This is a genomic window from Amphibacillus sp. Q70 (genome assembly GCF_052055485.1).
Classification (GTDB): Bacteria; Bacillota; Bacilli; order Bacillales; family Amphibacillaceae; genus Amphibacillus.
Map to the genome: position 1 here is coordinate 639,418 of NZ_CP197171.1, position 12,681 is coordinate 652,098.

Sequence of the window (12,681 nt, forward strand, 5' to 3'; positions counted from 1 at the left end):
AATAAACCTGCTGCATACCTTCACCTTACTCTCTATAAAAGGGAGTTTATCTGCTAGATGCAAAGACATTTCCATGCCACAACTAAACTTTAGTCAATCTGACCTTTCTCTTTGAAAATAACTTGCTGAAAAATCAACCGCTTCTCTTAAAGAAAATAAACGTGACTCTGCCAATCCTATCTGATCTTTCTTCACTGAATGCTGTCGTTCAAATAATTCACCGATATGTTCAAATTCCTCTTCTGCAAAATCAATTTCTTGATAAGTACGCCAGACTCGCTCACCATCTCTAATGATGGGTGCTCCTTCTTGAACAACCTTGTATCCTGGCGCCCGATATTCGCCAAGATGAAAAGCTGTATTGGTATCATAGCCTGTCCCAATAAAAAGAATCTGAGCATCCAACTGGTATAACTTCGCAAGTGGGGATTCTTCTCCAAGTCCAAAATCGATCAAATGATTCGTTAATAATTCCTTTTTCTTTTTTCCCCAAGCAGCAAAAGAAACCGCTGGATGTTGACTCCGCTCTACCTTGGGATACGTTCGAAAAACCTCAGCAATCTTTCCCATTCCCATTGATGGTGTTATCTTTCTATCGTAAGGCGGCATCGTCGCACGAATCTCTTCCCACCATGCTTCTGGAACAGGAGGATTCTGCCACTTGCTCGGATCACTCCACTCACTGCTTTGGGTCGGCATAACAAGTGTCCCTTTAGCTGTCACAACATCCATTAATGCTTCTATAACCGCTACGGATCCACCGTTCACCCAACCGATTGAAGAGAGTGATGAATGAACCAATACGGTCATCCCTTCTGCCACACCTAAATTTCGCATATCTTTTGCTAAAGTTTCTACTGTATTTAACTTTTCAGTTTGATCTACTAATCTTTTCATGATAAACACCTGCTTAAATATGTTAAGTATGCCTTTATCATATCACGAAAAAGATAAGTGTAGTTTAGTAAACATTTGAATTTTGATGTTAAAAAATTGAACCCCCACTGAATTTTTATAATAAAACAGTGATGTAGATGTGAACGATCATCTAAATGGATGGCGCGTACCCAATATTAATAAATGACATGAAAATACGAGCAACATTCTTGTCTTCTTTTTGCTTGTACTATCCCTTCAAGCCTGGTCGTTTTCAATAGTGTAACAAGGACAACTCACTTTGTGTGAATTGTCCTTTAGTTTTTTTATTAAAGTGATTTAATTGCCTGATAAACAGGCGTATCACCTGAAACAATCTGAAATTCCTTACCGATAGTCGAATCATTCTCTAAACTGGCAAGGATGACACGAGCAACATCTTCTCTCGGAATCTCGTCTCTGTCTACCTGTTTAGCTGCTTGAACTTTACCCGTTCCTTGATTATTTGTTAATAACCCTGGATGGATAATGGTGTAATCTAAGTCTGATTCCCTTAACCATACATCCGCATAGTACTTCGCAACAACATATGGTGCAAATGATTCATTGGCTTCTAAAATAGCCTCGCGCGTTGTATCAAAAGAACTGATCATAATAAAACGCTTCACACCTACCTTTTTCGCTGCTTCTATCGTTTTAACTGCTCCGTCTAGATCAATCATTAAGGTTTTATCTTTTCCTGTCTTTGGTCCTGAACCTGCTGTAAAAACAACCGCGTCAGTACCTGAAGCCGCTTCAGCAATTGTATCAATATCTTGTTCTAAATCGACCAATGCCGTCTCTGCGCCCAAATCCTCAAAGAAGGGCGCTTGCTCTTTCTTCCGAATCATTGCCCGTGCTTCCAACTGATCACTAGCTTGAATGTATGATGTGAGGTCTTTTCCGATCTGACCATTTGCTCCTACGATAAGTACTTTCACATGAATCATCCTTTCTTATTTTGAAAAATAGACTCTACTTATTTATCTTACCTTTCTTGGCTAGAGATAAACATTTTTATGCTTGGTGATTTATCCCGCCTTAACTGGCAATAAGCCCCCCGCTTCAAACATTATGAGGAAAAACCAGGAATGGTAAGTGGGCGATCAACTGCCAGTAAAGGTCCGATTCGTTCATCTAACTTTCAGTGGAAGATGAAGAAAACCCCCACTGAATAAAGATTCACTTTATCAGTATTTCTCTACAAAAAGGGAGGTTCCTTTTCCAGATAAAATAAATGAGCATAGCACTTACAATCGGATGAACCAAACCCTTTAACCGGCATGTTAGCCATGTGTTCCTTTCTTAATCGTTGAAACAGCTCGCATTCGCCCTCTTCACCGGAATAGCTTTGTACCGCTTGAACCTGTAAATAAGGTCGTAAATAATCGATATGCCATCTTTTTTTCTTATCTATTGTCAGATGTCTCTCTACTCTTGCGATTATATTTCGCTTAGCACTACCAACGTAGACATAATAACCGCGTGGAAAATCAAATTGACCCAACCGTCCAATCGATATCGCTTGAAGATCATGATCTAATCGACATTTGAGCGCATAAAGTGTGTCCGATTCATTAACAGAATAATCCATCGTGTCACCTCAATTGTGATAAAAATAGTTCACTTATAGTAAAGTTCAATAGCCATACCCTAATATCAGGTCGTTAATAAAGCATTTTTATTGCTCGAACATTCAATATTCCCTAAGAAAGCTTGCCAGCATAAACTTGGCAAGCTTTTTTATCAATCTTGATATTCAATTTGTTCAATAATTCGAATCACATCATCATCATTATGTGTGTCAATTTCAACATGTTCAGTATGCTCTAGTATCTCTTCATATTCTGCTCGTAACTCATCATCTGAGAGACCAGCAGGATTTTCCCAACGATAAGTCACTTTGGAATAGTGATTAATGGTTCCATCACCATTTCCACTGTATACAACAATACCCATCGCCCCCGCTTCACCCGTTAGCATGATAACATCTTCATTATAAGTGGGAGGGCTATCAATCATTGTATTAATCGGCGTTCCAGCAGAAACACGATTAACATTTAACGTACCAGGATCATCTGTAGACCCAACTTCAAGCCAAACACGAGCATATTCGATTTCTTGTTCCGAATAGTCTGCTAAGGGATCAGCTTCAGCTGATTCTTCTGATGAATCAACGTCTTCATTGTCCATATCTTCATTAGACGGTAAGGAATCTTCATCAGTTGATGCTCCTTGATCAGAACTATTTTCTTCTTCATTTGTATCTTCATCCTCAACTTCCGGTGTCTCTTCAAAAGAAGAATCTTCTTCTGACGAGTTACCACAAGCTACCAATAGAAAAAATACACTACTAAAACTTAAAATCAACGCTAACCTCTTCATCATTTCATCCTTTCTTATTTTATTATCCTAGCAAATATCATCACGAATTTCAAAAGAGCCACATCATAACTCTTAGCAAATTATCTCTGTTTGATTAATGAAAGCCTATCTGATTCTCAAACATTCAACTGAAATAATTTTTTCAAAAAAGGATATTGACTCTCACGTTACGTTATACTTTATGGTATATAGTGAAGGGAGAGAGACTGAATGAAAGTGAAAGAAGTTGCTGATTTAGTCGGCATTAGTGTGCGCACACTACACCATTACCATGAGATTGGTTTGCTGATACCAGAAGAAACAACAGAAGTAGGTTATCGGGTCTATTCTGACGAGAATCTTGAGACTTTACAACAAATTCTCTTTTTCAAAGAGCTCGACTTCCCTTTAAAGAAAATTAAAGAGATCATTGATCGTCCTTCCTTTGATCAGCGTGAAGCATTAGAGATGCATTACAAAATGCTGTTAGAGAAAAGAGAGCGACTAAACAGAATGATCGATACCGTTGAAAAAACGATTCAATACACGAAAGGAGAAATAGACATGTCTAATGAAGAAAAATTTGCTGGCTTTGACTTTAGCCATAATCCGTATGAGGAGGAAGCGCGAAAAAGATGGGGAGATCAAGCAGTTGATCAAGCCAATGAAAAGGTAAAAGGTTTCTCTGAATTTGATCAAGAAAAATTCAATCAAATCTACCATGATCTCGCCGCTATTCGTCATCTAGCTCCTGCTTCACCAGAGGCACAAGCGAAAATCGAAGATTGGTATGTTTACCTTAACAAATTTGGTAACTACTCACATGAAGCTTTTAAAAATCTAGGACAAATGTATGTTGATGATGAACGTTTCACGAAAAATATCGACCAATTCGGTGCAGGCTTAGCTGAATTTATGCGTGATGCCATGGCCATTTACGCAGATAGAAATAAAGCTTAAAACCTCACCTTATAGTCAATATAAGTGCATGCCTATTTTCAACAAGCAGAGGATTGATCTTAATTAAGACCAATCCTCTTCGCTTGTCTATTTGCGATGCTTAATCTGTTTGGAGACCTGTTTCCATTTCTTTGTTTCAGCCTGTTGAGCTCGAATGTTTGCTTTACGATCCAGGTAAGCTAATTCCCTTTGAAGCTTAAAATAACTTTTTAAACGCCCCTGCTCTAATTGACCTTTTTCTACTGCCTGTTTAACCGCACAGTTGGGCTCACTTGTGTGTGTACAATCCCTGAATTTACACTGTAAAGCCAATTCCTCAATATCTTGAAAACTTGTCTCTAAATGACCCGATTGATCCCACAATTGTAATTCCCGCATGCCTGGGGTATCAATTAAGCAACCTCCTGTTGAAAGGAGAATCAGTTCACGATGTGTCGTTGTGTGTCGTCCCTTTGCATCATCCTCACGAATTGTCTGCACAGACATGTAGTCCTCAGCTAATAAGGCATTAATCAATGACGATTTACCAACACCTGACGATCCCAATAGTGTCCCCGTTTTTCCTTGTTCCAAATAATTGGATAGCTTTTCTACTCCTAGCCCCGTTAAGGCACTTACTGCAAAAATCTCTACACCAAAGGCAACCGATTCAGCATCAGCAATATACGATGAAACATCATCTACTAAATCAGCCTTGGTTAAGACAATCACTGGGGTGGCTCCAGAATCCCAAGCTGCTATAAGATAACGTTCTAAACGTCTAACCTTAAAATCATCATTCATACTCATGACGATAAAAACAAAATCAACATTCGCGGCTACAATTTGTTCCTCTGTTGTTAGTCCAGCAATTTTCCTTGAAAAGCTCGATTGCCTCGTTAATAGCTTGTGAATGACAGCCTTTGCTTCACCGATTAATTTCTCAATAATCACCCAATCCCCGACAGCTGGGTAATCGGCTCGCTCCATCGCTTGATGAGCAAATGCCCCAGACACAACGGCACTCAATTCCTCTGTATCGGTTAAAATTTTATAACTCTGCTTGTGCTCGACAATCACACGTGCGAGTTGTCGATGTTTATCTTTTCGTTCTTCTTGAATAATCGCTAATTCTTCCTGATAAATTGGCTTAACGCCAAGTTGTTTTAAATACAATATATGGCCTCCTAAAGTTTGAAACGTTCAATTTTAAAAAATCTAAAAAACCTGTGTACTGCAAATCAGCAGCCACAGGTTTTGATCAACTTTAAGAAGCGCTATCTATTATCCAAGCGTTCTATTTCGGTGTGTGAGCTGTTGCATGCTGATTTGCTTATAAACATTCTCAAATACATTTACATTCAACATAACACATCACCTACTTTCGTTTTTTGTGTAATCATAAACATAAGACTCTATTGGCGATAAACCAATTTTCTTAATAATTAGAGTATATGAAAAGCCTTTACGATTGTCAATCAGTCTTAAGACTAAGATCAAACGCATAGTAACATCTGCCTAAATAAAGGACAGCGACAATCCGTACTACCAGAAAAAGATATGATGAATTCGATGATATAAAGTTATCTATCCCTCCTACCCACTTGCGATAACAAAACTGTGTAGGGAATCAGCTACTAAACATAGAATATAGCTATTCTTAAATTTCCATTTATCGGATATGCTTGATCAATGTCACCATTTGATCAAGCCACTTTTTCAAACCGCTTCTTTTGTCTGGTAAAAGTGTGAGTTTACTTCTTCTAGCGATTTCTTCAACAACGAAATCAATGCTTGTGTTGTCTGTAATAATTTTTTCTTTAGTAATTTCGGTATTAAAAGCATGGATACAGCGGTCAACTTGTGCCTTTGTCCACGTTTCGCCCCGTTCAAGCCGCTTGTTCAAACGTTTTAATAACGTTACCTTATCAGCGTACAGAATATAATGTTTCAACGGAATTCCATCATCGATAAGTTTTTGAACGATCTCATCATAGTATCGTCGATTCGTAATCGTCATTGGAACAATAATCGTCCCATCATACGTAGCAGAAATATACTTCAACATCTGATAATTAAATGACCGCCACTCTTCATGGTCCTGGAAATCAGACTTATGCGATTCTGCCGGTGTGTTTTTTCGAATAAAATAGCCAATATTTTCTGGATCATAAACAAAAGAGTTGGGCAGTCGCCGTTTTAATTCAAATGCACTTGATGTTTTCCCAGAGCCAAATGCACCGTTTAACCAGATAATCATTGTTCAATCCCCTTTGTAATCTTGTTTTCAGCTGATATGTCGTCATCACATCAATATATAACTCATTTCAAATTCTAACACAATCCAAGCATGCAAAAATGTTTTTTGATTAGACAATTCCTGCTTCACCCTTTCAAATAGCGATATGTTAAAATAATCGTATCTCATCAAAGCCAAATTATGATAACCATTCTATCTTTCAACCATAAAAGGAGCGAAATTCATTTATGAACCAATTAATGGACATGTTAGCAGATCGTAAAGATGAAATGATTGCTATTCGCCGTCATCTTCACCAAAATCCAGAACTCTCATTTCAAGAGAAAAAAACAGCTGCCTACATTATCAACTTTTACCAAGGTAAAGATGTAGAAATTGAAACGAATGTAGGAAACGGCTATGGTGTGATTGTCACGATCAAAGGTGGAAAACCAGGTAAGACAGTTGCATTACGGGCGGATTTCGATGCCCTTCCCATCACTGAGGAAACGGATCTCCCTTTTCAATCAAAAAATGAAGGCGTCATGCATGCCTGTGGTCATGATGCGCATACAGCCTATCTGCTCATTTTAGCTGATTGTCTCATTCAATTAAAAGATCAGCTTCATGGAACGATAAAAATAATTCACCAACATGCGGAGGAGACACCACCCGGTGGAGCAAAAGACATTGTCGAAGAAGGGCATCTCAATGATGTGGATGCGATCTTCGGCATTCATGTCTTACCACTAGCACCTGCTGGCACAGTTGGTTACTGTAGCGGGGATACCTTTAGTGGTCGCTCTTATTTCAACTTAAAGATACAAGCAAGAGGAGGACACGGTTCTTCGCCACATAAGGCAAATGACGCCATTGTTGCAGGGGCACACTTTGTAACGACGGTGCAAACCATTGTCAGCCGCAGATTAAATCCTTTTGATACGGGTGTTGTGACCATTGGTTCATTCGATGGTAAGGGGACCTCCAATGTTATTAAAGATAGCGTTGAAATCGATGGGGATATCCGCTATTTTAGCGATCAAACAGAAGCTGTTATTAACAAAGAACTTCACCGAATTGTCAATGGAATTGAAGTCATGTTTGGCGTAAACTGTGAACTCAAATATGACGTTGGCTATCCACCCCTTTATAATGATCCTGAATTAACGGCCTTTGTGGCGAATACATTAGCAAAAGTCAAAGATAAAGATATTAAAAAAGTAACAGAATTTCCTAAGATGACACCATCTGAAGATTTTGCTTATTATTTAGAAAAAGTTCCAGGCTCTTTTTTCTTTATCGGTTGTACGCCTAAGGGTGTCGATGAGCCTTATTTTAACCATCACCCTAAATTTGATATCGATGAAGATGCCATGCTTGTTGCTGCAAAATCAGTTGGCTATGTTGTCCTCCATTATTTGAATGGTAAAGAAGGATAGCTACAAAAATAAACCTCAGAAATTAGTGCCTCTTAGCCTAATTTCTGAGGTGTTTTTCTAATAAAAAATCAATCCTATTGTATCTTTTGTATCGATCGGGTGGGTAAACTCCAACCATATCGATGGGAAATCGCACGACAGCTTAAAGTCACAATAAATACAAGGTAATATTGATAAGTAGTTGTCACCCAACTCATGCCAATCACAAATCCAGCCAAAATGGCCCACAAAAGATAAACCTCTTCCTTAAATACCATTGGCTTTTGTTGAGCTAATACATCTCGAATAATCCCTCCACCAGCACCCGTAATTGCAGCCGAGAACACAACTGCAAAAAGAGGGAGTTCAATAGATTGAGCGTACATCGCCCCTTGAACAGCAAAAGCTGACAAACCAATCGAATCAAAAATATTCCATTTTGACAGAAATTTAACCGTATTAACTGGTAATAAAATAACCAAACTTATCGTAATCAATGCAACAATAAAAAGCATGCTTTGTTGCCACAGCTCAATAATTGGAATCCCGATAAACAAATTTCGAACAGCCCCACCGCCAAAAGCAGTAATTAAGCCTAAAACATAGATGCCCATAATATCATAATCAACTTTTAACGCGACAACTGCTCCACTCATAGCAAAAGCAATGGTCCCAATCAGGTTCAACCCCTCCCAAACCATACACAATCCCTCCTCAATCCATGCATATCTTCATCCTTGTACTGAGTCTGTTACCTATAATTTAGAAGGTCTACTCATTGCATTTAATGCTAAGACACTCACTATTGTGATCTTTATTTCTTCAGTCATCCCACATCTTGCACAAAACTTTCCTCAAAAACATACAGTACAAAAGCAAGATTTAACCTGTCATTGACATTTCAGCATTCGATATTTAACTTTAGCAAGTTGTTTAAAAAATTATTAAAAGTGTAGACGCTGAAAAAAATTTCAGATAAAATAAGGAAGTCACTTGAAGCTGACAGGGTTTATTCAAAGATAGAAAGGTGGACAGAAACAGTTTATTGATAGCGCCTGAACTACGGATCGAGCGAAAAAACGTAGTTGACGAGGAGGAGGTTAATCGAAGCTTTCGGCGGGTGCCTCCCGGTTGTTCCCTCCAACCGATAAGTTATGACCCAAAAACAAAGAGGCGACTCTTTGCACAATTGTTCATGACGAGAGGAAATTAATCACGAGAAAGGGGTAAACGAAAGACCCCTTTAATTTGTACGTTAGCAAAGCATAAGATTTCAAGATCGATAGGGAAACATGGCTTATCTCTATTTGATAATAGGGGGCACTTAAAGTCTGACTTATCCTATCATCGGCAACATTTTATCCTTTGGATTGTGCAAGTATAAAAAAGTTAACACTTTCACTTAAAGTGGATATTCAAAAAATGTGCGAAAGTGACTTTTTCTAAAGTCGGTTTTCTTTTGTTTGCCCCTTTCATCAAGGAGGAAGCAAACAAATGTGTGGAATTGTAGGTTATATTGGGGTAAATGATACCAAAGATGTTTTGTTAACAGGTTTAGAGAAATTAGAATACAGAGGCTACGACTCAGCAGGGATTGCCACTTTAAATCAAGAGGGGGTACACCTAGTTAAAGTCAATGGACGAATCGCTGAATTACGTGAAAAGATCGACCCGACCATTCGAGCAACAATCGGAATTGGTCATACCCGATGGGCAACACATGGCAAACCAAGTGTCAGTAATTCCCACCCCCATCAAAGTGTCAGTGGTCGTTTTACCTTAGTCCATAATGGTGTGATCGAAAACTATGATGAGATTCGGGAGCATTATTTAAACCATGTCACACTTAAAAGTGAGACGGATACTGAAATAATTGTTCAGTTAATTGAAGTCCTATTCGATCAAACACAAGATGTTCTAGCTGCTTTTAGCCAAGCAATGGAGTTGTTAACAGGCTCTTATGCGATTGCCTTATTAGATCAAGAAAATCCAGATCTTATTTATGTTGCAAAAAATAAAAGCCCACTACTCGTTGGTCTGGGTGAAAACTTTAATCTAGTAACAAGTGATGCAATCGCAACCCTTAAAGAAACAGATACGTATTTAGAAATTGAAGATCAGGAGATTGTCTTAGTTGAGCGTAACCAAGTCATGATTCAAACACTCAATGGCACGGTTGTTGAACGTGACCCTTACGTCGTAGAGATTGATGCTGGTGAGACGGAAAAAGGAACTTATGATCATTTCATGTTGAAGGAAATTGATCAACAACCCCTCATGATCCGGAAAATTATTCAAGAATACCAAGATCACACAGGGAAAATCAAACTTGATGATCATATTCGTGAAGCAATGGCTGAAGCCGATCGAATCTATATGATTGCTGCCGGTACCAGTTATCATGCCGGATTAATTGGTAAACAGATCATTGAAAAAATAGCTCACATTCCTGTTGAAGTTCATATTGCCAGTGAATTTTCTTATCAGATGCCACTACTTTCAGAGAAGCCATTCTTTATTTATATTTCTCAAAGTGGTGAAACAGCCGATAGTCGCGCTGTCCTTGTTCAGACAAAGGCACTCGGACATCCTGCCCTTACCCTAACAAATGTTTCAGGTTCAACCCTTTCTCGTGAAGCAGATTTTACTTTGTTATTGCATGCAGGACCTGAGATCGCCGTTGCATCAACCAAAGCTTACACAGCTCAGATCGCTGTTCTAGCTATTCTTTCCATTGATGTAGCAAACCAACTCGGGCTACCGCTAGACTTCGATCCTTTAAAAGAACTTGCGGTTGCCGCAAGTGTTATGGAATCATTAATTGATCAAAAAGACATGTTTAAGGGCATGGCAACAGATTTGTTCCAAACGACTAGAAACGCTTTCTTCATCGGACGCAACTTAGATTTCTCGGTTGCTCAGGAAGCTGCCTTAAAACTAAAAGAAATTTCCTATATTCAAGCTGAAGGCTTTGCTGGGGGCGAATTAAAACACGGAACCATTGCACTGATTGAGAAAGGTACACCCGTGATTGCTCTTTCAACCCAAGAAAACGTCAACCTATTAATTCGTGGAAACATCCAAGAGGTTCTTGCACGTGGGGCTAAAACTGCAATGATCAGTATGAGCGGATTGGAAAAAGAACATGATACCTTTGTGATCCCACAGGTTCATCCCTTGTTAACGCCATTAGTCAGCGTGGTGCCTATGCAGTTACTTGCTTACTATGCTGCCCTGCAAAGAGGCTGTGATGTTGATAAGCCACGTAACCTAGCCAAATCGGTTACTGTAGAGTAGTTTAAGGTGGGTTTTGATCTAAGTCCTTTCCTAGCTGTAAGGAATCAAGGGAAAACAACGCCAAAATACGATGTAATCAGATGATTTTCAATTATTATTCAACCGTTTTTACTATAATAAACTAAATAAAAAAATTCAGACTGAGTCCAATGTGATCCAGTCTGAATTTTTGTTTCATATTCACTCTTTTTTGAAAATGCAAAAAATAAATCGGAAAAACAAACTATAAAAGATACGATATTTGTTGGTATAGGCATCTTTTGTCCTTTAAAATATAATAATGTTTATCTGCATCATTATAGGTCTTCATCTACAGCTGCTTTCATTTCATCCTCAGAAATCATCCCAAGTTCATTCATTCGGAATAAAACAATATCTTGTCGTTGCTTTGCTTTTTCTGGGTATTTATTGGGCGAATAATACTCAGGTGCTTTCAACAAGCCAGCCAGCATTGCTGCCTCGCTCAAATTAATTGTATCTTTATTCGGGTTATCAGAACGTACGGTTTTGCCGAAATAAAAGTTTGATGCTTGTTCAATACCGAATGTTCCATGACCGAAGTAAATGCTGTTTAGATACATTCCAAGTAATTCCTCTTTTGAATATTCAAGCTCCATATTCAAAGCGATAACCATTTCTTTCAGCTTCCTGACGATCGTCTTATCCTGTGTTAAAAACAAGTTGCGGGATAATTGCATCGTAATGGTACTGCCACCCTCTGCGAAATCCCATGCTTTCACATTCTCCCACATCGCACGGGAAAAGCCGATCGGATCCACTCCGACATGTGACATATAACGATGGTCTTCAATAGCAATGAATGCTTCCCAAACATAATCTGGCATATCGTCAATCATTACATATTCCTGTGTGCTGTTAGTAGAATCAGGATATTGTAGGTTTTTAATCTCACTTTCATCAATCATTAACTGCCCCGTCGCAATAATTGCAGCAAATCCTGCAAGACTCAGGACAAGAATAATACAGATAAACTTTACCAAACGTCTTACTTTCCCGGCTTTACCTTTTCTTTTTGCCTGCTTTCGTTTTTGGATTCTTGAACGCGGTCTATGATAAGCTGTGTCACTCACAAGTGCACACCTCCTAGACCCCTACCATATACAAATACCCAAACCCCACGACAATGGTAACTAATATAAACATATATAGTAAAAATGCTTTAGTAATTAATTTCATAATAGAATCTCCCTTGTTATTCATTCTTAACTATTTTTAAGTATAATAAGAATATTTCAGTGCTCCCATCGATTTTCCTTTCGTGACTCTTACATTCTTGTAAGGAAACACGCTAACAGCAAAAAAAGAGACCCACTTTTACTATCTATAAGAAAACCGATCGAAAAAGGTATTATAGGACATGTTTAATTAGCCGATTGAAACTATCTAGCTACAATCGTTAAAGAGCTATATTTGAAGTGGTAATGTAAAGTTGTGTATAGAGAGTCATGATGAAATAGGGATTGAATAATATTAGGGTTGGAATAAAAC

At 38.5% G+C, this 12,681-nt stretch carries 11 protein-coding genes; 3 read left to right on the forward strand and 8 right to left on the reverse strand.

Translation table 11 applies throughout. The annotated features are described in order from the left end of the window. Positions 1-93 precede the first annotated feature (93 nt). From ACS127_RS02820 to ACS127_RS02835, 4 genes are all read right to left on the reverse strand, one after another. The gene (locus tag ACS127_RS02820) at positions 94-897 is read right to left on the reverse strand and encodes an aminoglycoside N(3)-acetyltransferase (protein ID WP_440896957.1); all 804 of its coding nucleotides are present in this window, start codon (positions 895-897) and stop codon (positions 94-96) included. A gap of 308 nt (positions 898-1,205) precedes the next feature. Beyond that, on the reverse strand, positions 1,206-1,865 hold the full coding sequence (locus tag ACS127_RS02825) for an SDR family oxidoreductase (protein WP_440896958.1): 660 nt from the start codon (positions 1,863-1,865) through the stop codon (positions 1,206-1,208). A gap of 251 nt (positions 1,866-2,116) precedes the next feature. Beyond that, positions 2,117-2,509 (reverse strand): GIY-YIG nuclease family protein, encoded by a 393-nt coding sequence (locus tag ACS127_RS02830; protein WP_440896959.1) that lies wholly within the window; start codon positions 2,507-2,509, stop codon positions 2,117-2,119. A gap of 152 nt (positions 2,510-2,661) precedes the next feature. Next, entirely contained in the window at positions 2,662-3,300 is a 639-nt protein-coding gene (locus tag ACS127_RS02835) for a hypothetical protein (RefSeq protein WP_440896960.1), read from the reverse strand. 210 nt (positions 3,301-3,510) lie between these two features. On the opposite strand from ACS127_RS02835, the gene ACS127_RS02840 reads away from it, so the two are divergent. Further along, complete coding sequence (locus ACS127_RS02840) at positions 3,511-4,239, forward strand: MerR family transcriptional regulator (RefSeq protein WP_440896961.1); 729 nt, start codon at positions 3,511-3,513, stop codon at positions 4,237-4,239. An 87-nt stretch (positions 4,240-4,326) separates the two neighbouring features. Here the strand turns inward: ACS127_RS02840 and rsgA are convergent, their stop codons facing one another. Both rsgA and ACS127_RS02850 read right to left on the reverse strand, forming a co-directional pair. Then, positions 4,327-5,394 carry a ribosome small subunit-dependent GTPase A gene (rsgA, locus tag ACS127_RS02845; protein ID WP_440896962.1) on the reverse strand — a complete coding sequence of 356 codons (1,068 nt, stop codon included), beginning with the start codon at positions 5,392-5,394 and terminating at the stop codon, positions 4,327-4,329. 496 nt (positions 5,395-5,890) lie between these two features. After that, entirely contained in the window at positions 5,891-6,478 is a 588-nt protein-coding gene (locus ACS127_RS02850; protein WP_440896963.1) for an AAA family ATPase, read from the reverse strand. Positions 6,479-6,705: 227 nt separating this feature from the next. On the opposite strand from ACS127_RS02850, the gene ACS127_RS02855 reads away from it, so the two are divergent. Continuing rightward, entirely contained in the window at positions 6,706-7,896 is a 1,191-nt protein-coding gene (locus ACS127_RS02855; protein WP_440896964.1) for an amidohydrolase, read from the forward strand. A gap of 74 nt (positions 7,897-7,970) precedes the next feature. Here ACS127_RS02855 and ACS127_RS02860 read toward each other — a convergent pair whose 3' ends face one another. After that, positions 7,971-8,576 (reverse strand): trimeric intracellular cation channel family protein, encoded by a 606-nt coding sequence (locus ACS127_RS02860; protein WP_440896965.1) that lies wholly within the window; start codon positions 8,574-8,576, stop codon positions 7,971-7,973. A 793-nt stretch (positions 8,577-9,369) separates the two neighbouring features. Between ACS127_RS02860 and glmS the strand changes: the two genes are divergently transcribed. After that, entirely contained in the window at positions 9,370-11,172 is a 1,803-nt protein-coding gene (gene glmS / locus ACS127_RS02865) for a glutamine--fructose-6-phosphate transaminase (isomerizing) (protein WP_440896966.1), read from the forward strand. Positions 11,173-11,468: 296 nt separating this feature from the next. Here glmS and ACS127_RS02870 read toward each other — a convergent pair whose 3' ends face one another. After that, entirely contained in the window at positions 11,469-12,263 is a 795-nt protein-coding gene (locus ACS127_RS02870; RefSeq protein WP_440896967.1) for a transglycosylase domain-containing protein, read from the reverse strand. Positions 12,264-12,681 lie beyond the last annotated feature (418 nt).